The organism is Cellulomonas oligotrophica, from assembly GCF_013409875.1.
GTDB lineage: Bacteria > Actinomycetota > Actinomycetes > Actinomycetales > Cellulomonadaceae > Cellulomonas > Cellulomonas oligotrophica.
In genome coordinates, this window is sequence record NZ_JACCBK010000001.1 from 1,122,189 (window position 1) to 1,148,565 (window position 26,377).

The window sequence follows — 26,377 nt, forward strand, 5'->3', positions numbered from 1 at the left end:
GACCGACCCGCTGCGCGGGCCGAGCCATGGTAGGCGGCCGCGGCGGGCGGACCGTCAGAGCTTCGTGACCGGCGAGTAGCGCAGCAGCAGCCGCTTGGTGCCGTTGGAGCCGAAGTCGACCTTGGCCACGGAGTTCTGCCCCGAGCCCTCCAGCGACACGACCGTGCCGAGACCGTACGAGTCGTGGGTGACCTTCTCCCCCACCTGCAGGTCCGGCACCGGGCCGGTCGTCCGCGGGGTCGCGGAGCCGAACGACGCGCCCGTGCGCGGCAGCGTCGTGCGCGGCTCGGGTCGCGTCCCGCCCTCACGGCCACCGCCGGACGCCCCGCGCCCGCCGGTGCCGTAGCCGGACCCCCAGCCGCCGCGCAGCCGCGACGTCGACGACTCCCGACGGCGCCAGTCGACGAGGTCGGTGGGCAGGTCGTCGAGGAACCGGCTCGGCGGCAGCTCGTTCGGCACGCCCCAGGCGGTGCGCAGCGCGGCCCGCGAGACGTAGAGCCGCTCGCGGGCGCGGGTGAGGCCGACGTACGCGAGCCGGCGCTCCTCGGCGAGCTGGTCGGTGTCGGCCAGCGACCGCATGTGGGGGAACGTGCCGTCCTCCATGCCCGTGAGGAACACGACCGGGAACTCCAGGCCCTTGGCCGTGTGCAGGGTCATGAGCGTGACGACCCCGGGGTCCTGCACGGGTGCGCCGTCACCCGCGCCGTCGGGCACCGGGATCTGGTCGGAGTCCGCGACGAGCGAGACGCGCTCGAGGAAGTCGGTGAGGTCGCCCTCGGGGTCGGACTGCTCGAACTCCGCCGCGACGGCGTGCAGCTCGGCGAGGTTCTCCACCCGCGAGCCGTCCTGCGGGTCCTCGCTGGCGCGCAGCTCGGCGAGGTAGCCGCTGCGGTCGAGCACGGTGCCGAGCACCTGGGCGGGGCCGGCGCCGGAGGCGGCGAGGTCGCGCAGCTCGTCGAGCATGCCCGCGAACGCGCGCAGCCCCGTCACGGCCCGTGTGCCGAGGCCGGGGACCTCGTCGAGCCGGACCAGCGCCGCCCCGAACGAGACGCGCTCGCGCTCGGCGAACGCGGCGACCATCTGCTCCGAGCGCTCGCCCAGCCCGCGCTTGGGCACGTTGAGGATGCGCCGCGTGCTCACGTCGTCGTCGGGGTTCGCGACCGCCCGCAGGTAGGCGATCGCGTCCTTGATCTCCTTGCGCTCGTAGAAGCGCGTGCCGCCGACGACCTTGTAGGGCAGGCCGACGCGCACGAGCACCTCCTCGAGCGCGCGGGACTGGGCGTTGGCGCGGTAGAAGATCGCCACGTCGCCGGGGCGCACGCCGTCGCTGTCGCCGAGCCGGTCGATCTCCTCGGCGACGAAGCGGGCCTCCTGGTGCTCGTCGTCGGCCACGTAGGCGACGATCTGCGCCCCCGCGCCGGAGTCCGTCCACAGCCGCTTCGCGCGCCGTCCGGAGTTCTTGCTGATGACGGCGTTGGCGGCGGACAGGATCGTCTGCGTCGACCGGTAGTTCTGCTCCAGCAGGATCGTGCGCGCGTCCGGGTAGTCGGCCTCGAACTCGAGGATGTTGCGGATGTTCGCGCCACGGAACGCGTAGATCGACTGGTCGGCGTCGCCCACCACGGTGAGCTCGCCCCGGTCCACCGACCCCTCGGCCGGACCGTCGGGCCCGCCGACGCCGACGAGCTCGCGCACGAGCACGTACTGCGCGTGGTTGGTGTCCTGGTACTCGTCGACCAGCACGTGGCGGAACCGGCGCCGGTAGTGCTCGGCGACCTGCGGGAAGCCCTGCAGCAGGTGGACCGTGCTCATGATGAGGTCGTCGAAGTCCAGCGCGTGCGCCTGCCGCAGCCGCTGCTGGTACCGCGTGTAGACCTGCGCCAGGACGGTGTCGAACTCGTGGGCCGGGCCGCCGCCGTGCGTGCGGGCGTAGTCCTCGTGGTCGACCAGCTCGTCCTTGAGCGCCGAGATCCGGTGGCCGAGGACCTTGGCCGGGTACTTCTTCGGGTCGAGCTCGAGCTCGCGCGCCACGAGGGTGAGCAGCCGCTGGGAGTCGGCCTGGTCGTAGATGGAGAAGCTCGTGCGCAGCCCGAGCGTCGCAGCCTCGCGGCGCAGGATGCGCACGCACGCCGAGTGGAACGTCGAGACCCACATGCGCTGCGCGGACGGCCCGACGAGGGCCTCGACACGCTCGCGCATCTCCGCGGCGGCCTTGTTGGTGAACGTGATCGCGAGGACCTCGCCCGCGCGCGCCCGGTGCGTGGCGAGCAGGTGGGCGATGCGGTGCGTGAGCACCCGGGTCTTGCCCGAGCCGGCCCCGGCCACGATGAGCAGCGGGCCGCCCGCGTGCAGCACGGCCTCGCGCTGCTCCGGGTTGAGCCCGTCGAGGAGGGCGTCGGCACGGGCGACCTCCCGCTCCGCCCGGTCGGCGGCCCGGGGGTCGTCGTCGTCCCGCCGGGGCGGCACCACCAGCGGGAGCCCGGAGGACTCCCCGGCGTGCGACCGGGCGACAGCCGCACGGGCGTCGGGGGTGGCCGAGGAGCCCGTGGCGCGCGGGACCACGCCCCCGGGCACGGCTGCGGCAGGGACGGGGAGGTCGAGGCTCTCGAACAGCGACGTCATGGCGCACCCAGCCTAGGCGCCCCCACCGACACCCCGTGCCGCGCGCACGGGCCCGGCGCGGGGACGGGCGTCAGCGCCAGAGGACGGCGATCGCGACGTTCAGCGCCGTCAGGCCGGCCACCCCGCCGAGGTAGCCGGACGTGACCACCTCGGGCCGCCGGCGGGCGACCACGACGAGGCCGGTCACGACGAGCGCGACGACGAGCTTGACCGCGACCTTGACGTTGTTCGGCTCGTGCCCGGCCACGCCGGAGGAGGCGAGCCCGACCAGCACGATGCCCGTGACCAGGGCGGTCAGGATGCCATGGAAGGCACCGGGGGTGAGGGTGGCGCTGCGCAGGCCCGCGAGGGCGCCGCCGAGCACCATCGCCCAGCCGATGAGGTGCAGCACGACCAGGACGCCGTAGACGATCTCCATGCGGCCCATCGTAGACGTGCTGACACCTTGTCACTTCCCCTGGGTGACGGTGCCGGCGTGGTGCGCGTCACGGTCGGCCGGTACCGGCAGCGCGCACCGTCTCAGAGCAGGCGCCGGGCCGCCGCCCACCGGGTCAGCTCGTGCCGGTTCGACAGCTGGAGCTTGCGCAGCACCGCCGAGACGTGCGTCTCGACCGTCTTGACGGAGATGAACAGCTCGCCCGCGACCTCGCGGTACGTGTAGCCGCGCGCGATCAGCCGCATCACCTCGCGCTCGCGCGCCGAGAGCCGGTCGAGCTCGTCGTCGCCCGTCGCCACGTCGCCGGCCGCCGCGCCGAACGCGTCGAGCACGAAGCCGGCCAGCCGGGGCGAGAACACCGCGTCGCCACCGGCGACGCGCACGACGGCGGCCGAGAGCTGGGCCGGGTCGATCGCCTTGGTGACGTAGCCGCGCGCGCCCACCCGGATCACCGCCACGACGTCCTCGGCCGCGTCCGACACCGACAGCGCGAGGAACCGCGTGCCCGGCAGGTCCTGGCAGCGGCGGACGACCTCCGCGCCCCCGCCGCCGTCGCCGCCGGGCAGGTGCACGTCGAGCAGCACCACCGGCGGGGCCAGCGCGTGCACGACGGCGACCGCCTCGTCGACCGACGCCGCCTCGCCCACGACGCGGACCCGGGCGTCCAGGGACGCCCGCACCCCGGTGCGGAACATGTGGTGGTCGTCGACCAGCACCACGTCCACCGGCCCCCCGGCGGGCACCGCCTCGCCCGGTCCCGTCCCCGTCGCGCTCATGCCCCGTGCTCCTCGTCCGTCGTCCACGACCCCTGCCCGTCCTGCGCCCGCGCGTCGCCCACCGGCATCGCCAGCGCCACCTCCGTGCCGCGCTCCGGGCTGCTCGTCACCCGGGCCGTGCCGCCGCGACGGCGCACCCGTCCCATGATCGACTCCCGCACCCCGAAGCGGTCGGGGCCGACCTCGTCGAGGTCGAACCCGTCGCCGCGGTCCCGGACGAACACCTCGACGACGTCCGGGCCCGCCTCCAGGTACACCGACACCGGCGGGCGGCCGTGCACGACCGCGTTGACGAGGGCCTCGCGCGCCGCCTGCAGCAGGGCCAGCGTGTCCTCGTCGGGCGCCCGGTCGCCGACCACGACGAGGTCCACGGCGACGGGCTCGCCGCCCGGGCCCGACCGCGAGTCCTCGACCTCCGCGACCACGGCCCGCAGGTCCGCGGCCACCGACGTGCCGGGGGCGCGCCTGTCGTCGTACATCCACTCGCGCAGCTCGCGCTCCTGCGCCCGCGCCATCCGCGCGACGTCCGCGGCGTCGTCGGCACGTGCGCGGATCAGCGCGAGCGTCTGCAGCACCGAGTCGTGCAGGTGCGCCGCGATGTCGGCCCGCTCGGCCTCGCGCGCGCGGGCCGCCCGCTCGTCGCCGAGCTCACGGACCAGGCGCACCCACCACGGCGCGAGCACGAGCCCCACGCCCAGCAGCACCGCCAGCCCCGCGACCGCCGACTGCGCCAGCAGGGCGGGCTCGACGCCACGCCCCACGCCCTCCCCGACGAGCAGGACCACCCCCGCCGACGCGAGCAGCACACCGCCGATGAGCCGCAGCACGCTGACGCGTCGCCCGCCCCCGCGCCCGTGCTGGACCGCGTCGAGCTGGGACCATGCCAGACCCACGCCGACGAGGAGCACGAGCACCGGCAGCGCCCACCGTCCTGCGGGCTCCACGCCCAGCCGCATCGCGACCAGCACGGCCGCCGCGACGACCAGCAGGCCGCCGAGCGCGAGGTCCGCGACGGGCAGGCGTCGGCCGGCCGGCAGCAGGGGCTCCCCCGGCTGCCGGCGCGCCAGCCGCTGCAGGGCGCTCGGCCGGGCCGTCGTCGCCGTGGCCGCCGGGTCGCCCTGAGGCACGGTGACCCACCAGAACACGTACACGGCCAGGCCCAGCCCGGCGAACGGCACGAGCGCGACGAGGACGACACGCACGAGCGGCACCGGCACGTCGAGGTGCGCCGCCAGGCCGGCCGCGACGCCCCCGAGCAGACGACCGCGCTCGGGCCGGCGCAGGGGCAGGCGCGCGGCGGGCCGGTGCGCGGCAGGTGCGGTGGTCACGCCCTGATCGAAGCACGTCACGGGCCCGCGACGCCGCACTCACGCCCGGGACCAGGGTCGACGTCGGGGTCGGACCGGGGGTGGCCCCCGGACGGACCAGGGTCCGGTCAGGGGCCGTCCCCGATGCCGGGGCGCACACCCCGGGCCCAGGATCGAGCCATGGACACGCAGAGCCCCGCCGGCGCCACCGCCGGAACCCCCGGGCACGGACCCGGGCCGCAGACCGGCCGACCGCCCTACGGCACACCGCCGGGCGGACCGGCCCCGCAGGAGAACGCGTTCTGGGCCGGCGTGCGCCGCACGGGCCTGGTCCGCACGCAGGACCGCTGGATCGGCGGCGTCGCCGGCGGCGTCGCGGCACGCCTCGGCGTCGACCCGCTGCTCGTGCGCGGCCTGATCGCCGTGTCGTTCCTGCTCGGCGGGCTCGGCCTCGTCCTGTACGGCGTCGCCTGGGCGCTGCTGCCCGAGCAGTCCGACGGGCGCATCCACCTCGAGGAGCTCGGCGCCGGCCGCAGCGACGTCGCCCTGCTCGGGGCGCTCGCGTTCGTGGTCGTCGGCCTGGCCCGCGGCGACGGGTGGTGGTGGTTCTGGGACGGCGAGGGCTGGTTCACCGGCCTGCTGTGGCTCGGGTTCCTCGTCGGCGTCGGCGCGCTCGTCGTGACCGCGCTGCGACGTCGCCCGGGCGTGCCGACGCCCCCGCCCGGCGGCCCGTACCCGGCGCCCGCCGCTGGCGCGGTCCCCGTCCCCGGTCCGGCGCCCGCCGCCGGCACCACCTGGGGCGCGACGGCACCCGCCGGGCCCGCCGCCACCGTGCCGCTGCCGCCCGTCGCGGCGCCCGGCGCCCCGGTGCCGCCGGTCGGTCCGCCGCCCCCGCCGCCCTACGGCTACGCGCCCTACGGGTCGCCGCCGCCGGCCCCCCGGCCGCCGGCCCCGCCCCGTCCCCCGCGCCCGCCGCGCAACGGCGCGGACGCCGCGACCGTCGGCGCCGTCGTCGGCCTGAGCGCCCTGGGCCTGGCCGCGCTGCTGCTCGCCGAGCGCGCCGACGTCTGGTCCGGGTCGGTGTGGCTCACCACGGGCGGCATCGCCCTGGTGATCGCCGGCCTCGGCATCGTCACCCTCGGCCTGCGGGGACGCAGCAGCGGGTTCGTCGGGTTCCTCGCGATCGCCGGCGCCCTGGTCTGGGTGCCGTCGGCGCTGGTGGCGCAGGTCGACTCCGAGTGGTGGACGTCCGACGACGGCCCGGTCACGTCGGACGAGCGGGTCTTCACGTCGCGGGAGGACGCCGCGCAGGGCGTCAGCGTGGGCATGGGCAGCTCGCGGGTCGACCTCACGGCCGTCCCGCTCGACGAGGACGAGCCGCTGCAGGTGCCCGTGGACCTGGGCGCCGGCGAGCTGGTCGTCGTCGTCCCGGCCGACGCCGCGGTCAGCGCCGACGTGACCGTCGGGGCGGGCTCGCTCAGCTGGGAGCTCGACGGGCAGACGCTCCGGCACGACGGCGTCGCGCTCGACGGGCTGCAGCTCGACGACGAGGCCGTGCAGTCGGGCAGCGCCGCGCAGATCGTCCTCACCGTGGACGTGGGCGCCGGCGAGATCCGGATCATCGAGGAGGACGCAGCATGAGCACCGACGACACCCGCCCCCTGCCCCCGCTCGCCCCGGGGGCACCCGCCCCGGAGGCGGCCACGGACGCCGCCGACGCACCGGGGACCACCACGCCGACGGACCGCGCCGAGACGTCGGACGGCACCGCCGCGACGCCCGTCGCGCCCGGGCCCCGGCGCCGACGGGTCCGGGTCGGCACCGTCGTCTGGGGCGTGATCATCGCCGTCGTGGGTGCGGGCATCCTCGCCGTCGCGGCGGGATACACCATCGACGTCCAGCTCGCCGCGATCGGGCTGCTCGTGGCGGCCGGCCTCGGGATGATCGTCGGCCCCCTGGTGGCCGCCGGCCGGCGCGACCGCCGGTGAACGGACCCCGGCGGTCGCCCGCCGGGAGCACGACGCGAGGGCCGGCACCCGTGACGGGTGCCGGCCCTCGCGCGGCGTGCGGCTCGACGGAGCCGCGGTCGGCGACCCGTGAGGGGAAGAGCCGGTCAGACCTTCGCCAGCTCCGGCGCGGCGGCCGAGGTCTCGACCTTCGCGGCCACGCGGCGCAGGGTCTCGCCGACGATGATGAAGACGACGCCGAGGCCGAAGACCAGCAGCGCCACGCCGAACGCGACGACGGACGTGAAGAGCGAGGCCCGCAGGAACGAGCCGTTCATCATCGTCTCGCGGACCGGGTCCTCACGGTCCAGCTCGGAGTAGGTCAGGCCGCCCGACGCCTCGAGCGCGTGGTGGTTGATGATGTCGGCCTGCGCCCACGCCTCCCACGGCGTGTCGACCGTCGCACCGGCGAACGCCGCCGCGTCCTCGGCGACCACGATCTTCTCGGCGGCGAGGTTGCTCGACACCGCGATCCACGTGCCGGTGCCGGCCACGGCGAAGATCGCGCCGAAGACCATCACGACGATGGCCAGGATCTTGATGTGCTGCGACTTGCTGACTGCGTTCGACATGTCGTTCTCCCCGATCCTTCTGGTGCCCCCACGGACTCGGGTCCGCATCGGTGCGACCCCGACGAGCCATCGGCTCATGTCTCACAGCGTCCACGCAGGTCGAGCGTATCCAGTGGGACCCAGGTCCCGCAGGGCGGGGCCGCAGGCGCCCGGCCCGGGGCGGGGCGGGCCCGGAGGGGACCTAGGGCCCGGGGCGGGCCCGCGACCTCAGGCGGGACGGCCGGCGAGGGCCCCGGCGCGCGCGTACTGGGCCTGCGCCGCGTCGAGCACGTCGCCCCAGCCGAACGGCGGGCGCACCGCCCGGTTGTGCTCCTGCAGGCGGACCCGCAGGTCAGCGTCCTGCGCGAGCCGGACCAGCGCGTCCGCCATGCCGGCGTCGTCGTCGACGAGGAGGCCGTCGAGGCCGTCGGTGACGAACTCGGCGATGCCGGTCCCGCGGTGCGCGACCACGGCCAGGCCGGCCGTGCGGGCCTCGAGCGCGGCGATGCCGAACGCCTCGAGGTGCGCGGGGGCGACGAACACGTCGGCGTGGGCGTACAGGTCCCGCAGCCGGTCGCGCGGCACGCGGCCGTGCAGGTGCACGACGTCGTCGAGGCCGCGTGCGCGGACCCGGGCCTGCACGGCGTCGCGCACGGGACCGTCGCCGACGATCTCCAGCCGCAGCGCACCGGCGGGCAGCCGGCCGGCGGCCGAGGCGACCGCGTCGACCAGGGGCACCGCACGCTTGCGGGGCGCCAGGCGCATGGTCGAGACGACGCGCAGCGGCCCGGCGTGCGCCGCCGACGCACCCTGCGGCGCCCACGCGTCCAGGTCCAGACCGTTGGGGACGACGTCGACGGGTGCGTCGAACACGGCACGCACCCGGGCGGCCGCGGCGGCGCTGACGGCGCTCAGCGCGACGGGCGCCGTCCGCCAGCGCGTCGTGCGCACGAGCCGGCGGAGCACGTCGACCGTTCCGTCGAGCATGCAGTGCCAGGTGATGGCGGTGGGCAGCCGGGCGCCGAGCGCGATCCGGGCGCCGTCGTACGCGAACGGCGAGAGCACGCCGGCGTGCACGTGCACCGCGTCGGGGCGCAGGTCCGCCAGGGCCGCCCGGACCAGCCGCGGGCCGGCGAGCGGGTTGACGGGCAGGTCGAACGGCAGGCGTGCACCCAGCCGGTGCACGTGGACGCCGCGGTCGACGTCGACGACGCCGCCGCGCTCCCCGCCCTCGCCGAGCGTGGCGGTCAGCACGTGGACGTCGTGCCCGGCGCGCGCCTGGTGGTGCGCGAGGTCCGCGACCTGCGACTCGATCCCCCCGGTCCGGGGCGCGTAGCAGTCGGAGACGTGGACGATGCGCACGCGCGCCAGGTTAACCGGCGGCGCTGCCGGCGCCCGCGTCGCCCGTGGCCGGGACGGCGCCGAGGACCGCGTCGACCCGCGCCTGCGCGTCGGCGTGGACGCGCCGCTCCAGCACGAACGACATGACCGGCACCACGCCCGCGAGCGCCAGGGTGACCAGGCGGCCGACCTTCCAGCGCAGCGTCGACCACAGGTCGAACACGGTGACGAGGTACACGACGTAGATCCAGCCGTGCGCGAACGCGATCCACGCCCCGAGGACGGGGTTCGGGTCGCCCTCGGCGTCGACGCCGTTGAGCTGCAGGAGGTACTTCAGCACCATCTCGACGCACAGCAGCACGAGCATCGAGCCGGTGATCCAGGCCATGACGCGGTAGCGGGTCAGCGCGCCGCGGGCGCGGCGGGCCCAGGCGGCGGGGTCGGTCGCGGTGGTCACACGGGTCCTCTCGTCGGGCGGGCGGGTCGCGGGCGGGCCGCGGTCACTCCCACTCGATCGTGCCCGGCGGCTTGCTCGTGACGTCGAGGACGACCCGGTTGACCTCGGGCACCTCGTTCGTGATGCGCGTGGAGATGACCTGCAGGACGTCGTAGGGCAGGCGCGTCCAGTCGGCGGTCATCGCGTCCTCGCTGGACACGGGGCGCAGCACGACGGGGTGGCCGTAGGTGCGCCCGTCGCCCTGGACGCCCACGGAGCGCACGTCGGCGAGCAGCACCACGGGGCACTGCCAGATCTCGCGGTCCAGACCGGCGCGGGTGAGCTCCTCGCGGGCGATGGCGTCCGCCGCGCGCAGCGTGTCGAGGCGCTCGGCGGTCACCTCGCCGACGATCCGGATGCCCAGCCCCGGGCCGGGGAACGGCTGGCGCCAGACGATCGCCTCGGGCACGCCGAGCTCGAGGCCGACCGCGCGGACCTCGTCCTTGAAGAGCGTGCGCAGCGGCTCGACGAGCGCGAACTGCAGGTCGTCGGGCAGGCCGCCGACGTTGTGGTGGGACTTGATGTTGGCGGCGCCCTCGCCGCCGCCGGACTCGACGACGTCGGGGTAGAGGGTCCCCTGCACGAGGAACTCCACGGACTCGCCGTGCGCCCCGGCCTCGGCGACGACCTCGCGCGCGGCGTCCTCGAACACGCGTATGAACTCGCGGCCGATGATCTTGCGCTTCGTCTCGGGGTCGGACACGCCGGCGAGCGCGGCGAGGAACCGCTCGCGCGCGTCGACGACCTTGAGCTGCACGCCCGTGCTGGCGACGAAGTCCTTCTCGACCTGCTCGGCCTCGCCGGACCGCAGGAGCCCGTGGTCGACGAACACGCACGTCAGCTGGTCCCCGACGGCGCGTTGGACCAGCGCGGCGGCGACGGAGGAGTCGACGCCGCCGGACAGCCCGCAGATCACGCGGGCGCCGCCGACCTGGGCCCGGATGCGCTCGACCTGCTCGGCGACGACGTTGCCGGGGTTCCAGTCGGGGGCCAGGCCCGCGCCCTCGTAGAGGAAGTTCTCCAGGGCCTTCTGCCCGAGCGGGGAGTGCTTGACCTCGGGGTGCCACTGCACCCCGTACAGGCGCCGCTCGCGGTCCTCGAACGCGGCGACCGGGCTGCCGGCGCTGGTCGCGAGCACCTCGAACCCGGCGGGCGCGGCGTGCACGGCGTCGCCGTGGCTCATCCAGACCGTCTGCTGCGCGGGGCTGCCCGCGAGCACCGTCCCGGCCGTGGTGACCTCGACGGCCGTCCCGCCGTACTCGCGCTGGCCGGTCTGGGCGACCGTGCCGCCGAGGGCCTGGGCCATGGCCTGGAAGCCGTAGCAGATCCCCAGCACCGGGACCCCGGCCTCGAACAGCTCGGGCCCGACGAAGGGCGCGCCGTCGGCGTAGACCGACGACGGGCCGCCGGACAGGATGATCGCGGCGGGGTCCTTGGCGAGGAGGTCGGCGACCGAGGCCGTGTGCGGCACGATCTCGGAGTACACGTTCGCCTCGCGCACGCGGCGCGCGATGAGCTGGGCGTACTGGGCGCCGAAGTCGACGACGAGGACCGGCCGGTGGGACGTGGCGGGCTCGGGGGTCTGCGTCACGGCGCCCAGCCTAGTGGCCGCGCGGAGCGGGGCGGGGCGGTCGGCAGGGGGCCCGCGGGACGGGTCGGGACGGTGCGCCACGGGTCGGACCGCGGCGGCAGCAGGTATTTCCCTGGGGGCTGTGGGTGCGCGGTCGTACCGTGGACGCTCGTGCGACAGCTCCCCCTGGCCGACCCCGGCACCCCGCCCCTGCGCGGCCCGCTCACCTACCTGTGGTGGCTGGCCGGCCGGCAGTGGGGCATCCTCCTCGGCGCCGTGACCTGCGGCGTCGTGATGTTCGCGTGCCAGGCGTTCCTGCCCTACCTCACCGGCCGGGCGATCGACGACGGCCTCGAGCGGGGCTTCGGCCCCGACCTGTTCCGCGCCGCCGGGATGCTGCTCGTGCTCGGCCTGGTCAGCGCCGCCGCCTCGGCGGTCGGGCACCGGTACGACGTGGCGAACTGGCTGCGTGCCGCGTTCACCACGTCCCAGCTCGTGGGCCGCACGACCGCCCGCTCGGGCGCCGCGATCACGGCGGAGCTGCCGACCGGCGAGGTCGTCTCGGCCGTCGCGAACGACGCCCTGCGGGTCGGGGAGGTCTACGCCCAGCTCGCCCGCTTCGTCGGGTCGCTCGTCGCCTACGGGGCCGTGGCGGTGCTCATGCTGCAGGTGTCGGTGCCGCTCGGGGTCGTCGTGCTGGTGGGGCTGCCGACCGTGGCCCTCGCGCTCGGCCTGCTGGTGCGGCCGCTGCAGCGCCGCCAGGTCGCCCAGCGCGAGGCGTCGGGACGCCTGACGACCCTCGGCGCGGACACCGTCTCGGGGCTGAGGATCCTGCGCGGCATCGGGGGCGAGCAGGTGTTCACCGGCCGCTACCGCGAGCAGTCCCAGGTGGTCCGGCGCAAGGGCGAGGACGTCGCCGTCACGCAGTCGTGGCTGGACGCGCTTCAGGTGCTGCTGCCGGGCATGTTCGTGGTCGCGCTGGTCTGGCTGGGCGCGCACATGGCCCTGGACGGGACGATCACGCCGGGCCAGCTCGTCACGACGTACGGGTACGCGGCGTTCCTGGCCTGGCCGGTGCAGAACGCGACGATGATGCTCCAGGCCACGACGCGCGCGGTCGTCGGGGCGCGCAAGGTGCTCGCGGTGCTGCGTGTCGTGCCGTCCACGGGGGCGCGCGCGGCGACGGCCGCGGCTCCCCCGGTGGGCGCCGTGCTCGTCGACGAGGTCAGCGGCGTGGTCCTCGAGCCGGGCCGCGTCGTGGCCCTCGTCAGCGACGACCCGGACGAGACCGCCGCGATCGCGACCCGGCTGGGTCGCTTCGACGACGAGGCGGAGGCGGCGACGCCCGTGCGCTTCGGGGGCGTGCTGCTCGCCGACCTGCCCAAGGACGTCGTCCGCGAGCGGATCGTCGTCGCGGAGGCCACGCCGCACCTGTTCTCCGGGCCGCTGCGCACCGGTCTCGACGTGCGCGGGACCACCGCGGAGGAGGACCTGCTCGCGGCGGTGCACCTGGCCGACGCGCACGACGTGCTCGACTCGGTGCCCGACGGGCTGGACGGCGAGCTGCCCGAGAAGGGTCGGTCCCTGTCCGGCGGCCAGCGTCAGCGGGTCGCGCTCGCACGCGCCCTGCTGACAGGCGCCGAGGTGCTGGTGCTGGTCGAGCCGACCAGCGCGGTCGACGCCCACACCGAGGCGCGCATCGCGGCCCGCCTGGCCGACGCCCGGCGCGGTCGGACCACGCTCGTGGTCACCGCGAGCCCCCTGGTGCTCGACCACGTCGACGAGGTGCAGCTGGTGCAGGACGGCACGCTGCTGGCACGCGGGACGCACGCGGGCCTGCTCGACGGCGAGGCCGGGCCCTGCGTCGCCCGCACGTACCGGCGCGTCGTGGGCCGACGGATGGACGACGACCAGGCGGTCGAGGGCGTCTTCGACGCCGACGGGCACGACGAGGAGCAGCGCGACCGCGCGCTGCTGGCGGACGGCGCACCGGCCCGGTCCGGGGCGCGCGACGAGAGCACGGGAGGTGCGGCATGAGCACGGCCACGACGCTGCCGATCGCGGACAGCGCGACGGCACGCCGCTACGCGGGCCGGCTGCTGCGCCGGCACCGGCGGCCGCTGGCCCGGGTCGCGGTGCTGCACACCCTGGCCGCGGTCGCGGGGCTGGCCGGTCCGTGGCTGCTCGGTCGGCTCGTCGACGCCATCACCACGGGCACGGACGCCCGCACCGTCAACACCTACATCGGCGTCGGCGTGGTCGCGGTGCTGTCGCAGACCGGTCTGATCCGGTACGCGCAGCGGGCCTCGATGCTGTTCGGCGAGAAGGTCTTCGCCGAGCTGCGCGAGGAGTTCGTCGATACCGTCACGGCCCTGCCGCTGTCGACCGTCGAGCGCGCGGGCACGGGCGACCTGGTGGCCCGCACCACGAACGACGTCAACAAGCTGCAGCACGCGGTGCGCTTCGGCGTGCCCCGCGTGATCGTGGCCGTGGTGACGATCACGCTCACGGTGACGGCCTCGGTACTGCTGTCGCCGCTCGTCGCCGTCGCGCTGTTCGTCGGGGTCCCGACCATGCTGCTCGTGGTCCGCTGGTACCTGCGGCGCGCGACGCCGGCGTACGAGCGCGAGGCCGCGACGTACGCCGTGCTCAACGGCACGATCACCGAGACCGTCGAGGGTGCGCGCACCGTCGACGCCCTCGGCCTGACGCGCCGGCGGACGGAACGGATCGACGCCGACCTCGCCGACGCCTTCGACGCCGAGCGCCGCACGCTCGACCTGCGGACCGTGCTCTTCCCGGCCGTCGACCTGGCGTTCGTGCTGGCCCCCGTGGCGGTGCTCGTGTGGGGCGGCTACCTGGCGGCCCAGGGGCAGGTCACGCTCGGGGTGGTCACGACGATCGTGCTGTACGCGTTCCAGGTGACCGGCCCCGTCTGGGAGCTGATCTTCTGGGTGGACGAGATCCAGGTGGCGGCCACCGCGCTGGCGCGGATCGTCGGCGTCGGCCTGGTCGACGCCGACCGCACGGCCACCGGCGACCGCCCGGCCGACGACCGCGTGAGCGCCCGCGACCTGCGGTACGCGTACCGCGAGGGGCACGACGTGCTGCACGGCATCGACCTCGACCTCGCCCCGGGCGAGCGGCTGGCCGTCGTCGGCCCCTCGGGCGCGGGCAAGTCGACGCTCGGCCGCATGCTCGCCGGCATCCACCCGCCCACGGGCGGCACCGTCACGGTCGGCGGCGTGCCGCTCGTCGACCTGCCCCTGGACGACCTGCGCGGTCAGGTCGCGCTCGTCACGCAGGAGCACCACGTCTTCGTCGGCTCGCTCGCGGACAACCTGCGCCTCGCGCGGGTCGAGGCCACCGAGGCGGACCTCGAGCGGGCGCTGCGGGCCGTCGACGCGTGGGACTGGGTCGAGGCCCTCCCGCAGGGCCTGGCGACGGAGGTCGGCTCGGGCGGTGCACCGCTGACCCCGGCCCAGGCGCAGCAGGTCGCGCTGGCCCGGCTCGTGCTGCTCGACCCGCACACGCTGGTGCTCGACGAGGCCACGTCGCTGCTCGACCCGCGCGCGGCCCGGCACCTCGAGCGGTCCCTGTCGGCCGTGCTGGCGGGCCGCACGGTCGTCGCGATCGCGCACCGCCTGCACACCGCGCACGACGCCGACCGCGTCGCGGTGGTCGACGGCGGGCGGATCAGCGAGATCGGCCCGCACGAGGACCTGGTCGCCGCGGGCGGGGAGTACGCCGCCCTGTGGCGCTCCTGGCAGCACGAGTCCGCCTGACCGGACGGCGCAGCCCGTCCACGGACGGGGTGGGGCCGGCCTGACGGGCGGGTCAGGTCGGCCCGACCGGTCCGTCAGACCGGCGGTGCGGCGGGCCCGCTGCCGACGGCGTGCCCGGACGCCGCTGCCGGGTCGGAGCCCAGGCCGGTGTCCCGGTCGGTGCCCGTGGTCGGGTCGGGGGCGCCGTCCGGGTCGGGGCCGCCGGCGGGTGCGTCGCCGGGCAGCGCGACGGGCCCGGCCGCCTCGTCGCGGACGAGTCGCACCCAGAGGGCGACGGCGAACGCACCGAAGATCCACCACTGCGCCGCGTAGGCCAGGTTCTGCACGTTGAGGCCGGTCCCGGCGCGGGTCGGGGGGTCCAGGGGCTCGAGATGCGCCACCTCGGCGGGGTCGGCGGACTGGAGCACGAGGTACCCCGTCAGCAGGCGTCCGCCCCACGTCGCGGCGAGCTGCGCGGGGCTGATCGCGTCGGTGCGACCGTCGACGACGGCGGTGCCGGCCTCCTCCCCCGCCTGCAGCCAGCCGACCACGCGCACCTCGCCGGCCGGCGCGGGCGGGACCTCGGCCCCGGCGTCGAGCCAGCCGCGCACGACCGGCAGGACGACCTCGCCGTCGGGGCCGTCGACGTGCAGCGGCGCGACCACGAGCACGCCGTCCGTCGACCCGTCGTGGGCCCGACCGGTGACGAGCAGCTGCCCGGCCACGTCGTAGGTGCCGGTCGCCTCGACCTTGCGCGCGACCATGTCGCCGGTGAACGACGCCCCGGCGGGCAGCACCGCGGCGAGGTCCTCGGGCGGGGCGTCGGCGATCTCCTGCAGGCGACGCTCCTCGGCGGACGCGCCGCGGATCTCGGCCCGCTCGAGCTGCCAGACGCCGAGCCGGGCGCACACCGCCGCGGCGGCGACGAGGACCACGAGCATGCCGAGCATGCGCGGGCGCACAGCCGCGCGCCACCAGGAGGTCTGGGCCACGTCCCACGGTAACCCGCACGCGGCGGCGACCGGCCCCGGACGTGTCCGGTCCCACACCGCCCGCGGCCGGGTGCGCGGGTCGGCCGGGCGTAGTCTGGCGTCGCGGCGGCACCGCTCGTGACCTGCACGGGAGCACGCGGTGGCCACGGCACGACCTGCGACGGCGCGGACCGGCACGACGACGCGGCAGGTCCGGGCCCCGCCCGTTCGTCCGACGGTCACCGACGCTCCTCCGGGCCCCTCCTGCGGGCCCGGACCACGTGGGGTTTCATGACATGTGGCCAGGAGCACAGGTCGGCTGGGTCGGACGTCCTCGTCGACGGCCGTGGCCTCACGGAAGGCTGGGTGCGCACCCGGCGGCGTCGCGAGCGAACGGAGCGACATGAGCACCACCACAGCACCACAGGGCACCGGCGGACCGCCGGCCGACGTCGACGCGCCCCGCGCGTGGCGGCGCGGCAGCGGCGAGGTCGACGATGCCACCCTCCGACGGATCGAGAAGTGGTGGCGTGCCGCCAACTTCATGTCCGTCGGCCAGATCTACCTCCTGGACAACCCCCTGCTGCGTCGTCCGCTCTCGCGCGACGACGTCAAGCCCCGTCTGCTCGGCCACTGGGGCACCACCCCGGGCCTGAACTTCCTCTACGCGCACCTCAACCGTGCGATCGCGGAGCGGCAGCAGTCGACCATCTACGTCACGGGCCCCGGCCACGGCGGTCCCGGCCTGGTCGCGAGCGCGTACCTCGACGGCACGTACTCCGAGGTCTACTCGGACATCACGGAGGACGAGGAGGGCCTGCGCCGGCTGTTCCGGCAGTTCTCCTTCCCGGGCGGCATCCCGAGCCACGTGGCCCCGGAGACGCCGGGCTCGATCCACGAGGGCGGCGAGCTCGGCTACGCGCTGAGCCACGCGTACGGCGCGGCGTTCGACAACCCGGACCTGCTGGTCGCGGCGGTCGTCGGCGACGGCGAGGCGGAGACGGGCCCGCTGGCGACGAGCTGGCACTCGAACAAGTTCGTCAACCCGCGCCAGGACGGCATCGTCCTGCCGATCCTGCACCTCAACGGGTACAAGATCGCGAACCCGACGGTGCTGGCGCGCATCAGCGACGACGAGCTCGAGGCGCTCATGGTCGGGTACGGCCACAAGCCGCACGTCTTCGTCGCGGGCTTCGACGACGAGGACGACCTGAGCATCCACCGCCGCTTCGCGGCGCTGCTCGACGAGGTCCTCGACGAGATCGCGGACATCAAGGAGCGGGCGGCGCGCGGCGACGAGTCGCGCCCGATGTACCCGATGATCGTGCTGCGCTCCCCCAAGGGCTGGACGGGACCGGCGGAGATCGACGGCAAGAAGACGACGGGCTCGTGGCGCGCGCACCAGGTGCCGCTCGCCAGCGCGCGGGACACCCCCGAGCACCTCGCGGTGCTCGAGGAGTGGCTGCAGTCGTACCGCCCGGCGGAGCTGTTCGACGCCACGGGTCGCATCGACGACGACCTGCGCCGCATCAACCCGGTGGGCGACCTCCGCATGAGCGCGAACCCGCAGGCCAACGGCGGGCTCCTGCTCAAGGACCTGCGGCTGCCGGACTTCCGGGACTTCGCGCAGGACGTGCCCGCCCCGGGCGCGACGATCTCCGAGGCGCCGCGCGTCCTCGGCCAGTACCTGACCGAGGTGATCCGCCGGAACCCGGACAACTTCCGGATCTTCGGCCCGGACGAGACCGCGTCGAACCGCCTCCAGGCGGTGTACGAGGTCACGGACAAGCAGTGGAACGCGGACTTCCTCGGCGCCGACGTCGACGAGCACATGTCCCGCGCGGGCCGCGTCATGGAGATGCTCTCGGAGCACCAGTGCCAGGGCTGGCTGGAGGGCTACCTGCTCACCGGCCGCCACGGGCTGTTCACCAGCTACGAGGCGTTCATCCACATCGTCGACTCGATGTTCAACCAGCACGCGAAGTGGCTGAAGGTCACCAACCACATCCCGTGGCGGCGGCCGATCGCGAGCCTGAACTACCTGCTCTCGAGCCACGTGTGGCGGCAGGACCACAACGGCTTCAGCCACCAGGACCCCGGCTTCATCGACCACGTGGTCAACAAGAAGGCGGAGGTCGTCCGGGTGTACCTGCCGCCGGACGCGAACACGCTCCTGTCCACGTACGACCACTGCCTGCGCAGCCGTCAGTACGTGAACGTCGTGGTGTCGGGCAAGCAGCCGGCGCCGAACTTCCTCACGATGGACCAGGCCGTGGCGCACTGCACGCGCGGGCTGGGCATCTGGGAGTGGGCGGGCACCGAGGTGCCCGGCGAGGAGCCGGACGTCGTGCTCGGCGCGGCCGGCGACGTGCCGACGCTCGAGGTGCTCGCCGCGGCGGACATCCTGCGGCGCGAGCTGCCGGACCTGAAGGTGCGCGTGGTCAACGTCGTCGACCTCATGCGCCTGCAGGACGAGCGCGAGCACCCGCACGGCCTGTCCGACCGGGAGTTCGACACGATCTTCACCGCGGACCGGCCGGTCGTGTTCGCGTACCACGGGTACCCGTGGCTGATCCACCGCCTCACGTACCGCCGCAACGGGCACAAGAACCTGCACGTGCGCGGGTACAAGGAGGAGGGCACGACCACGACGCCGTTCGACATGGTCATGCTCAACGACCTCGACCGGTTCCACCTGGTGATCGACGTGATCGACCACGTCAAGGGGCTGCGCGCCTCGCAGGCGGGTCTGCGCCAGCGGATGGTCGACGCACGCCTGGCGGCCCGGCAGCACACCCGCGAGCACGGGGAGGACCTCCCCGAGCTGCGTGACTGGGTGTGGCCGGACGCCGGGGACGCCGCAGCCGAGGGGGAGATCGCGGCGACGGTCTTCACGGGCGGCGACAACGAGTAGCAGCAGCACGTCGTGGGGCGGGCGGTCCGACCGACCCGGTGGGACCGCCCGCCCCGCGACGACGACAGGCCCCCACCGGGGCCGCGACGGGGAGTGAGCGCGACAGTGGCCCGCACGATCTACGTGATGTCCGCCGAGGGGAACACCGGCAAGTCGGTGGTCGCCCTCGGCCTGGTCGACCTGCTGACACGGTCGGTGCAGCGGGTCGGGGTGTTCCGGCCGGTGGCCCGCTCGACGCAGGAGCGGGACTACGTCCTGGACCTGCTGCTGGAGCACGACGGCGTGGACGTGGCGTACGACGAGGCGGTGGGTGCCACGTACGAGGAGGTCATCGCCGACCCCGAGGGCGCGCTGTCGCGGATCGTCTCGCGGTACCACGACGTCGAGCGCCGCTGCGACGCGGTGGTCGTCGTCGGCACGGACTACACGGACGTCGCGGGCCCCACGGAGCTGGCGTACAACGCGCGGATCGCCGCGAACCTCGGCGCCCCCGTGGTGCTGGTCGTCAACGGCGCGAACCGCTCCCCCGACGAGATGGGGCACGCGGCCGAGGTCGCGCACTCCGAGATCGCCGCGAACCACGCCCAGGTCGTCGCGGTGGTGGCGAACCGCTGCGCGCCCGGGTACCTGCCGCAGATCCAGCAGGCGCTGTCGGGCCCCGTGCCGGTGTGGGCGCTGCCGGACTCCCCGCTCCTGTACGCCCCGACGCTGCGCCAGCTGATGGAGGCCGTCGGCGGCACGCTGGCGGGCGGTGACGAGGCGCTGCTGCAGCGCGAGGTCCTCGACGTGCTGGTCGGCGCGATGTCGATCGAGCACCTGCTGGACCGCCTGCAGGACGGTGCGGTCGTCATCACCCCGGGTGACCGGGCGGACGTGCTGCTGGGCCTGCTCATGGCGCACCAGGCGGAGGGCTTCCCGTCGCTGGCGGGCATCATCCTCAACGGCGGCCTGGCCCCGGCGCCGTCGATCGAGCGCCTCGTGGGCGGCCTGGGCTCGCGCCTGCCGCTGATCACGACGAACCTCGGCACGTTCCGCTCGGCGAGCGCGGCCGCGGCCACGCGGGGCCGGCTCACGCAGGACTCGCAGCGCAAGGTCGACACGGCGCTGGCGCTGTTCGAGCAGCACGTGGACGGCACCGCGCTGCTGGCGGCGCTCGAGGTCGAGCGCCCGAGCGTGGTGACGCCCCTGATGTTCGAGTACCAGCTGCTCGACCGGGCGCGCAACGACCGCAAGCACATCGTGCTCCCGGAGGGCGGCGACGACCGGATCCTGCGCGCGGCGTCGACGCTGCTGCAGCGCCACGTCGCGGACCTGACGATCCTGGGCGACGAGGCGTCGATCCGGGCCCGGGCCACCGAGCTGGGGCTCGACCTGGACGAGGCCCAGGTCATCGACCCGAAGAACGGCGAGACGCTGGAGCGTTTCGCCGAGGCGTACACCGAGCTGCGCAAGCACAAGGGCATGACGGTGGAGCGGGCCCGGGAGATCGTGTCGTCAGTGTCGTACTTCGGCACGCTCATGGTGCAGCTCGGCCTCGCGGACGGCATGGTGTCGGGCGCGATCCACACCACGGCGCACACCATCAAGCCGTCGTTCGAGATCATCAAGACCGCTCCCGGCACCAACAACGTCTCCAGCGCCTTCCTCATGTGCCTGGAGGACCGGGTGCTCGTCTACGCCGACTGCGCGGTCATCCCCGACCCGACGGCCGAGCAGCTGGCGGACATCGCGATCTCCTCGGCGGAGACGGCCGCGCAGTTCGGCATCGAGCCGCGGATCGCGATGCTCTCGTACTCCACGGGCGAGTCCGGCACGGGTGCCGACGTGGAGAAGGTCCGTGCGGCCACGGCCCTCGTGCGCGAGCGCCGGCCGGACCTGTCCGTCGAGGGACCGATCCAGTACGACGCCGCCGTGGACGCCTCGGTGGCGAAGACGAAGATGCCCGACTCGGCGGTCGCGGGCCGCGCGACGGTCTTCGTGTTCCCCGACCTGAACACGGGCAACAACACGTACAAGGCCGTGCAGCGCTCCGCGGGCGCGGTCGCGATCGGCCCCGTCCTGCAGGGCCTGCGCAAGCCCGTCAACGACCTGTCGCGCGGGGCGCTCGTGCAGGACATCGTCAACACCGTGGCGATCACGGCGATCCAGGCGCAGGCCATGGCCGCCGCAGCGCTCGACACCCCCACCAGCACCGACCCGGAGGCAGCCGCACGATGACCGCACCGCACCCGACCAGCACCGTGCTGGTCATCAACTCCGGCTCGTCGTCGATCAAGTACCAGCTGGTCGACCCCGCGGGCGGCGAGGCCGTCGCCTCGGGCATCGTCGAGCGCATCGGCGAGGAGCTCGGCGCCGTCAAGCACGTGGCGCACGGCACGACGACCAAGCGCGAGGTGCCCGTCCCGGACCACGCCGTCGGCCTGCGCATCGTGCTCGGCCTGTTCGACGAGATCGGGCCGGACCTGGCGGGGTCGCACGTCGTGGCGGTCGGGCACCGGGTCGTGCAGGGCGGGGCCCTGTTCGACGGGCCCGTCCTCATCGACCCGCAGGTCGAGAAGCAGATCGAGGACCTCTCGCCGCTGGCGCCGCTGCACAACCCGGCGAACCTCACGGGCATCCGGGTCGCGCAGGCGCTGCTGCCGGACGTCCCGCACGTCGCGGTGTTCGACACGGCGTTCTTCCGCACGCTGCCCGACGCGGCGGCGACCTACGCGATCGACGCCGACGTGGCCGCGGAGCACCAGGTCCGCCGGTACGGGGCGCACGGCACGTCGCACCAGTTCGTCTCGCGGCGCGTGGCCGAGGTGCTGGACCGGCCGCTGGCCGACCTGAACCAGATCGTGCTGCACCTGGGCAACGGCGCGTCGGCGTCGGCCGTGCGCGGCGGCGAGGCCGTCGAGACGTCGATGGGCCTGACGCCGCTCGAGGGCCTGGTCATGGGCACCCGGTCGGGCGACATCGACCCGGCCGTCGTGTTCCACCTGCACCGCAACGCGGGCATGAGCATCGACGCGATCGACGACCTGCTCAACCGCCGGTCCGGCATCAAGGGCATCTGCGGCGAGAACGACTTCCGCACGCTGCACGACCTGGTCGCGGCGGGCGACGAGAAGGCGGCGCTCGCGCTCGACGTGTACCTGCACCGGCTGCGCAAGTACATCGGCGCCTACCACGCGGTGCTCGGACGCCTGGACGTGCTGACGTTCACCGCGGGCGTCGGGGAGAACGACGACATCGTCCGTCTGCGCGTGTGCCAGGGCCTGGAGCCGATGGGGATCGTCGTCGACCCGGTCCGCAACGAGGGCCGCATCGGCGTGCCGACGGTCATCTCGCCCGACGGGGCACCGGTCACGGTGCTGGTCGTGCCGACGAACGAGGAGCTCGCGATCGCGCGCCAGGCCGTCGACGTCATCGGCGCCTGACCGCAGGGGACCCCACGGGCCCGCCCCGCGCCGACCGGCGCGGTGGCGGGCCCGTCCTGTGTGACGAACACCGCGCCCGAGCACCCTCCCGGTGGCAGTAAGGTGAGCCTGGCCTTATCGTCCGCACCACCGAGGGATCCCATGCGCCCCGCACACCTCCGCCCGCTCCGGGCCGCCGCCGCCGTCGCTGTCGTCGGCCTCACGCTCACGGCCTGCGCCTCGCAGTCCGGCACCACGACAGACGCGACCGAGGACGCCGCGACCGGGGCGCCCGCGAGCGCGACCTTCCCCATCACGATCGCGAACACGTTCGGCGAGACCACCGTCGAGGCGCAGCCCGAGCGGGTCGCGACCGTCAACTGGGGCAACCACGACGTGCCGATCGCGCTGGGTGTCGCACCCGTCGGGATCCAGCTCACCACCTACGGCGACGACGACGGCGACGGCGTCCTGCCCTGGACGTTCGCGGGCCTGGAGGCCCTGGACGCGACCGGCGACGCGCTGCCCGTGCTCTTCGACGAGACCGACGGCATCCCGTTCGAGCAGGTCGCGAACACCGAGCCCGACGTCGTCCTGGCCGCCTACTCCGGCCTGACGGAGGAGGACTGGACGACCCTGTCCGAGATCGCCCCGACCGTGTCGTACCCCGAGTTCGCGTGGGGCACGAGCTGGAAGGACATGGCGCTCATCGACGGCGAGGCGCTCGGCCTGAAGTCCGAGGCCCAGGCCCTCGTCGACGACGTCGTCGCGCAGATCGACGAGGCGCTCGCCGAGCGGCCCGACGTCGAGGGCAAGACGGTCGCCTACACGTGGATCGACCCCGCCGACCCGAGCACGATCGGCGTCTACACCCCGCTCGACGCACGCGTGCAGCTGCTCAGCGACCTCGGCCTGGTCGACGCGCCGTCGGTCGTCGAGCTCGCCGGCGACACGGACCAGTTCTACGTGAACCTGTCCGCGGAGGAGGCCGACACCCTGGCCGACGTCGACGTCCTCGTCACCTACGGCGACGACACGACGCTCGAGACGCTGCAGGCCGACCCGCTGATCGGCAAGATCCCCGCCGTCGAGCGCGGCTCCGTCGTGGTGGTCCCGAACGCCGAGCCGATCTCGGCCGCGACGTCCGGCCCGACGGTCCTCTCGATCCCGTGGGTCCTCGAGGACTACCTGGACCTGTTCCAGGCCGCCGCCGAGCAGGTCGGGTGACCCTGCTCCACCCGACGCCGACCGCCTCCTCCGGGGGGCGGTCGGCGTCGCTGCGCCGCCGCCGCACCGTCGGGCTCACGGTCGCCGTCGCCGGGCTCGCCCTGGCCGTGCTGGCCTCGCTCGCGTTCGGCACCCGCGTGGTGGGCTGGCAGGACGTCGTCGCCGGCGTCCTGCACCCGGACACGGACGTCATCGCCCAGGCCGCCGTGCAGTCCCGCGTCGCCCGGACCGTGCTGGGTCTGCTCGTGGGCGCCGCGCTCGGTCTCGCCGGCGCCGTCATGCAGGGCCTGACCCGCAACCCCCTCGCGGACCCGCTGCTGCTGGGCGTCAGCTCGGGGGCCTCGCTGTTCGTCGTCATGGGCATCGCGTGGCTCGGGCTGTCGACGCTGACGCAGTACGTGTGGCTCGCGTTCGCCGGTGCGGCCGCGGCGTCGGCGCTCGTGTACGGGATCGGGTCGCTGGGCCGTGAGGGCGCCACGCCCCTCAAGCTCGCGCTCGCCGGGGCCGCGACCAGCGCCGCGCTGAGCTCGGCGGTCTCGATGGTGCTGCTCTCGCGCACCGACGTCTTCGACACCTTCCGGTTCTGGCAGGTCGGCTCGATCGGGCGCGCGGACCTCGCGGACGTCGCCCAGGTCGCCCCCTTCCTCCTCGTCGGCGCCGTGCTGGCCGTGGGCTGCGCCCGGGGTATGGACGCCCTCGCGCTCGGCGACGAGCTCGCGACGGGCCTGGGGCAGCGCACCCTCGTCGTCCGGCTGGTCGGCGCGCTGGCGGTGGTGCTGCTGTGCGGCACGGCCGTCGCGATCGCCGGCCCCATCGGCTTCGTCGGCCTGGTGATCCCGCACCTGGCCCGCGCCTTCACCGGTCCCAGCCACCGGTGGCTGCTGCCGTACTCCGCGGTGCTCGGCGCGGCGCTGCTGCTCCTGGCCGACGTGGTCGGCCGCGTCGTGGCCCGGCCGCAGGAGATCGAGGTCGGCATCGTCACCGCGGTGCTGGGCGCGCCCGTGTTCATCGCGATCATCCGGCGCCGTCAGGTGCGCGAGCTGTGAGCGCCGCCCTCGCGCCCGCCGCCCCGGCGGCCTCGCCGGTCGCGGCCGGCCGCCGCCGCCGCGCGCGCCGCCGCCGTCTCGTCGTCACGGGCCTCGTCATGACCGTGCTGGCCCTCGTGGTCGTCGGGCTGTGCGTCGGCGAGCGCCTCTACTCCCCCGTCGACGCCGTGCGCGTGCTGCTGCTCGGCGAGCAGGTGCCCGGCGCGTCGTTCACGATCGGCACGCTGCGCGGACCACGCGTGCTCACCGGGCTGCTGGCCGGGGTCGCGTTCGGCATGGGCGGCGCCGTCTTCCAGACCATGCTCCGCAACCCGCTGGCGAGCCCGGACATCATCGGCGTCAGCGCCGGCGCGAGCGCCGCGGCCGTCGTCGCGATCACGCTGCTGGGCGCGTCCGGCTCCGGCGTGTCCGTGGTCGCCGTCGTGTCCGGGCTGCTCGTCGCGGGCCTGATCTACGCCCTGTCGTGGCGACGGGGCGTGCAGGGGGCCCGGCTGGTGCTGATCGGCATCGCGGTGGGCGCCATGCTCGAGTCGGTGATCAGCTACGCGATGACGCGCGCGGGGATCTACGACGCGAACGAGGCGCTGCGCTGGCTCACGGGCAGCCTCAACTCGGCGTTCTGGGCGGACCTCGGCCCGCTCGCCGCGGCCATGGCGGTGCTCGTGCCGCTGCTGCTGGTCGTGGCCCGCCGCCTGCCCGTGCTGCAGCTCGGCGACGAGGCGGCCGCCGGGCTGGGCGTCCGGCCCGACCGGGCCCGGCTCGCGCTGCTCCTGGTCGCGGTGGCGCTGGTCTCCGTCGGCACCGCGACGACCGGCCCCATCGCCTTCGTCGCGTTCCTGTCCGGGCCCATCGCCCACCGCCTGCTGCGCGGCGCGGGCGGCCTGCTCGTGCCCGCCGGCCTCGTCGGTGCGGTCCTCGTGCTCGCCGGCGACCTCGTCGGCCAGCACCTGCTCGTGGCACGCTTCCCCGTGGGCGTGGTCACGGGCGTGCTCGGTGCCCCCTACCTGCTCTGGCTGCTGGCCAGGACCAACCGTTCCGGAGGACGTCTGTGACGAGCCACGAGCACACCGGCCAGCCGCAGGGCGCGGTGACGCACACGCTCGCCGTCGAGGCCGCGACCATCGGCTACGACGACCGCGTCGTCGTGCACGACATGACGCTGACGATCCCGTCGGGGCGGATCACGACGATCGTCGGCGCGAACGCGTGCGGCAAGTCGACCCTGCTCAAGGCGATGGCCCGGCTGCTGAAGCCCCGTGCGGGGCACGTGCTGCTCGACGGCCGGCCCGTCGAGCAGCTGCCGCCGCGCCAGGTCGCCACCGTCATGGGCATGCTGCCGCAGACCCCGGTCTGCCCGGAGGGCATCGCGGTGGCGGACCTCGTCGGGCGCGGGCGGTACCCGCACCAGGGCTGGTTCCGCCGCTGGACCCCGCAGGACGACGCCGCGGTGGAGGAGGCGCTGAGGGTCACCGACACCCTCGAGATCGCCGACCGCCCGGTGGACGAGCTGTCGGGCGGCCAGCGGCAGCGCGTGTGGATCGCCATGGCGCTGGCGCAGCAGACCGACGTGCTGCTGCTCGACGAGCCGACGACGTTCCTCGACGTCGCCCACCAGGTCGAGGTGCTGGACCTGCTCACGGACCTCAACCGGTCCCGCGGCACGACCATCGTCATGGTGCTGCACGACCTCAACCTGGCGGCGCGGTACACCGACCACCTCGTCGCGCTGCGCGACGGCCGGCTCGTCGCGCAGGGCGCCCCCGCGGACGTGGTGACGTCCGCGCTCGTCGAGGAGGTCTTCAGCATGCAGGCGCAGGTCGTGCCCGACCCGGTCTCGGGCACGCCGCTCGTGGTCCCCGTCGGCCGGCACCACACCGGGCACGGGGCCTCGGCGCCGCTGCGCCAGCTCGTCGAGCAGGCCTGAACCCGCTCCGGGGCGCGGACGGCGC

General features: G+C 74.9%; 20 protein-coding genes. 11 read left to right on the forward strand and 9 right to left on the reverse strand.

The window, feature by feature from the left end:
• Nucleotides 1-54: 54 nt before the first annotated feature.
• The 4 genes from pcrA to BKA21_RS04880 form a co-directional block, all read right to left on the reverse strand.
• Nucleotides 55-2,622 (reverse strand): DNA helicase PcrA, encoded by a 2,568-nt coding sequence (gene pcrA / locus BKA21_RS04865; RefSeq protein ID WP_140457232.1) that lies wholly within the window; start codon nucleotides 2,620-2,622, stop codon nucleotides 55-57.
• 70 nt (nucleotides 2,623-2,692) lie between these two features.
• Entirely contained in the window at nucleotides 2,693-3,040 is a 348-nt protein-coding gene (locus BKA21_RS04870) for a hypothetical protein (RefSeq protein ID WP_140457233.1), read from the reverse strand.
• Between the two features lie 101 nt (nucleotides 3,041-3,141).
• Nucleotides 3,142-3,834 (reverse strand): LuxR C-terminal-related transcriptional regulator, encoded by a 693-nt coding sequence (locus tag BKA21_RS04875; RefSeq protein ID WP_140457234.1) that lies wholly within the window; start codon nucleotides 3,832-3,834, stop codon nucleotides 3,142-3,144.
• Nucleotides 3,831-5,162, reverse strand: coding sequence for an ATP-binding protein (locus BKA21_RS04880; protein ID WP_240705011.1), 1,332 nt, complete (start codon nucleotides 5,160-5,162; stop codon nucleotides 3,831-3,833). Before BKA21_RS04880 ends, BKA21_RS04875 begins: the two co-directional genes overlap by 4 nt.
• A gap of 159 nt (nucleotides 5,163-5,321) precedes the next feature.
• Here BKA21_RS04880 and BKA21_RS04885 point away from each other — a divergent pair, with 159 nt between their 5' ends.
• Together BKA21_RS04885 and BKA21_RS04890 are read left to right on the forward strand one after the other, a co-directional pair.
• Nucleotides 5,322-6,782: a PspC domain-containing protein gene (locus tag BKA21_RS04885; RefSeq protein ID WP_170208896.1), complete on the forward strand. Its 1,461-nt coding sequence runs from the start codon at nucleotides 5,322-5,324 to the stop codon at nucleotides 6,780-6,782.
• On the forward strand, nucleotides 6,779-7,129 hold the full coding sequence (locus BKA21_RS04890) for a hypothetical protein (protein ID WP_140457237.1): 351 nt from the start codon (nucleotides 6,779-6,781) through the stop codon (nucleotides 7,127-7,129). The genes BKA21_RS04885 and BKA21_RS04890 overlap by 4 nt, the downstream gene beginning before the upstream one ends.
• 125 nt (nucleotides 7,130-7,254) lie before the next feature.
• Here BKA21_RS04890 and BKA21_RS04895 read toward each other — a convergent pair whose 3' ends face one another.
• From BKA21_RS04895 to guaA, 4 genes are all read right to left on the reverse strand, one after another.
• The gene (locus BKA21_RS04895; protein WP_140457238.1) at nucleotides 7,255-7,719 is read right to left on the reverse strand and encodes an aromatic ring-opening dioxygenase LigA; all 465 of its coding nucleotides are present in this window, start codon (nucleotides 7,717-7,719) and stop codon (nucleotides 7,255-7,257) included.
• 207 nt (nucleotides 7,720-7,926) lie between these two features.
• Nucleotides 7,927-9,060, reverse strand: coding sequence for a glycosyltransferase family 4 protein (locus tag BKA21_RS04900; RefSeq protein ID WP_140457239.1), 1,134 nt, complete (start codon nucleotides 9,058-9,060; stop codon nucleotides 7,927-7,929).
• A gap of 10 nt (nucleotides 9,061-9,070) precedes the next feature.
• Nucleotides 9,071-9,496, reverse strand: a complete 426-nt coding sequence (locus tag BKA21_RS04905) for a DUF3817 domain-containing protein (protein WP_239072748.1) — start codon at nucleotides 9,494-9,496, stop codon at nucleotides 9,071-9,073.
• 43 nt (nucleotides 9,497-9,539) lie between these two features.
• Complete coding sequence (guaA, locus tag BKA21_RS04910) at nucleotides 9,540-11,126, reverse strand: glutamine-hydrolyzing GMP synthase (protein WP_140457240.1); 1,587 nt, start codon at nucleotides 11,124-11,126, stop codon at nucleotides 9,540-9,542.
• A gap of 150 nt (nucleotides 11,127-11,276) precedes the next feature.
• On the opposite strand from guaA, the gene BKA21_RS04915 reads away from it, so the two are divergent.
• Both BKA21_RS04915 and BKA21_RS04920 read left to right on the forward strand, forming a co-directional pair.
• Nucleotides 11,277-13,142, forward strand: a complete 1,866-nt coding sequence (locus tag BKA21_RS04915; protein ID WP_140457241.1) for an ABC transporter transmembrane domain-containing protein — start codon at nucleotides 11,277-11,279, stop codon at nucleotides 13,140-13,142.
• On the forward strand, nucleotides 13,139-14,890 hold the full coding sequence (locus BKA21_RS04920) for an ABC transporter ATP-binding protein (protein ID WP_140457242.1): 1,752 nt from the start codon (nucleotides 13,139-13,141) through the stop codon (nucleotides 14,888-14,890). The genes BKA21_RS04915 and BKA21_RS04920 overlap by 4 nt, the downstream gene beginning before the upstream one ends.
• Before the next feature lie 74 nt (nucleotides 14,891-14,964).
• Here BKA21_RS04920 and BKA21_RS04925 read toward each other — a convergent pair whose 3' ends face one another.
• Nucleotides 14,965-15,861, reverse strand: coding sequence for an SURF1 family protein (locus tag BKA21_RS04925; protein ID WP_239072747.1), 897 nt, complete (start codon nucleotides 15,859-15,861; stop codon nucleotides 14,965-14,967).
• A 382-nt stretch (nucleotides 15,862-16,243) separates the two neighbouring features.
• Here BKA21_RS04925 and BKA21_RS04930 point away from each other — a divergent pair, with 382 nt between their 5' ends.
• From BKA21_RS04930 to BKA21_RS04960, 7 genes are all read left to right on the forward strand, one after another.
• On the forward strand, nucleotides 16,244-18,754 hold the full coding sequence (locus tag BKA21_RS04930) for a phosphoketolase family protein (protein WP_239072746.1): 2,511 nt from the start codon (nucleotides 16,244-16,246) through the stop codon (nucleotides 18,752-18,754).
• A gap of 105 nt (nucleotides 18,755-18,859) precedes the next feature.
• Entirely contained in the window at nucleotides 18,860-20,971 is a 2,112-nt protein-coding gene (gene pta, locus BKA21_RS04935; protein WP_140458306.1) for a phosphate acetyltransferase, read from the forward strand.
• The gene (locus BKA21_RS04940; RefSeq protein ID WP_140457244.1) at nucleotides 20,968-22,176 is read left to right on the forward strand and encodes an acetate kinase; all 1,209 of its coding nucleotides are present in this window, start codon (nucleotides 20,968-20,970) and stop codon (nucleotides 22,174-22,176) included. The genes pta and BKA21_RS04940 overlap by 4 nt, the downstream gene beginning before the upstream one ends.
• 141 nt (nucleotides 22,177-22,317) lie before the next feature.
• On the forward strand, nucleotides 22,318-23,382 hold the full coding sequence (locus tag BKA21_RS04945; protein WP_140457245.1) for an iron-siderophore ABC transporter substrate-binding protein: 1,065 nt from the start codon (nucleotides 22,318-22,320) through the stop codon (nucleotides 23,380-23,382).
• Nucleotides 23,379-24,428, forward strand: a complete 1,050-nt coding sequence (locus BKA21_RS04950) for a FecCD family ABC transporter permease (RefSeq protein WP_140457246.1) — start codon at nucleotides 23,379-23,381, stop codon at nucleotides 24,426-24,428. The genes BKA21_RS04945 and BKA21_RS04950 overlap by 4 nt, the downstream gene beginning before the upstream one ends.
• A complete protein-coding gene (locus BKA21_RS04955; protein ID WP_140457247.1) occupies nucleotides 24,425-25,480 on the forward strand; it encodes a FecCD family ABC transporter permease in 1,056 nt (351 codons plus the stop codon). Before BKA21_RS04950 ends, BKA21_RS04955 begins: the two co-directional genes overlap by 4 nt.
• A 101-nt stretch (nucleotides 25,481-25,581) precedes the next feature.
• Complete coding sequence (locus BKA21_RS04960; protein ID WP_140458307.1) at nucleotides 25,582-26,352, forward strand: ABC transporter ATP-binding protein; 771 nt, start codon at nucleotides 25,582-25,584, stop codon at nucleotides 26,350-26,352.
• Nucleotides 26,353-26,377 lie beyond the last annotated feature (25 nt).

What these genes read in the sequence shown, in the direction of transcription:
- BKA21_RS04875 (WP_140457234.1), bottom strand. Translation starts at nt 3,834, where the DNA reads ATGAGCGCGACGGGGACGGGACCGGGCGAGGCGGTGCCCGCCGGGGGG.
- BKA21_RS04920 (WP_140457242.1), top strand. Translation starts at nt 13,139, where the DNA reads ATGAGCACGGCCACGACGCTGCCGATCGCGGACAGCGCGACGGCACGC.
- BKA21_RS04895 (WP_140457238.1), bottom strand. Translation starts at nt 7,719, where the DNA reads ATGTCGAACGCAGTCAGCAAGTCGCAGCACATCAAGATCCTGGCCATC.
- pcrA (WP_140457232.1), bottom strand. Translation starts at nt 2,622, where the DNA reads ATGACGTCGCTGTTCGAGAGCCTCGACCTCCCCGTCCCTGCCGCAGCC.
- BKA21_RS04945 (WP_140457245.1), top strand. Translation starts at nt 22,318, where the DNA reads ATGCGCCCCGCACACCTCCGCCCGCTCCGGGCCGCCGCCGCCGTCGCT.
- BKA21_RS04940 (WP_140457244.1), top strand. Translation starts at nt 20,968, where the DNA reads ATGACCGCACCGCACCCGACCAGCACCGTGCTGGTCATCAACTCCGGC.
- BKA21_RS04885 (WP_170208896.1), top strand. Translation starts at nt 5,322, where the DNA reads ATGGACACGCAGAGCCCCGCCGGCGCCACCGCCGGAACCCCCGGGCAC.
- BKA21_RS04930 (WP_239072746.1), top strand. Translation starts at nt 16,244, where the DNA reads ATGAGCACCACCACAGCACCACAGGGCACCGGCGGACCGCCGGCCGAC.
- BKA21_RS04870 (WP_140457233.1), bottom strand. Translation starts at nt 3,040, where the DNA reads ATGGAGATCGTCTACGGCGTCCTGGTCGTGCTGCACCTCATCGGCTGG.
- BKA21_RS04960 (WP_140458307.1), top strand. Translation starts at nt 25,582, where the DNA reads ATGACGCTGACGATCCCGTCGGGGCGGATCACGACGATCGTCGGCGCG.
- BKA21_RS04890 (WP_140457237.1), top strand. Translation starts at nt 6,779, where the DNA reads ATGAGCACCGACGACACCCGCCCCCTGCCCCCGCTCGCCCCGGGGGCA.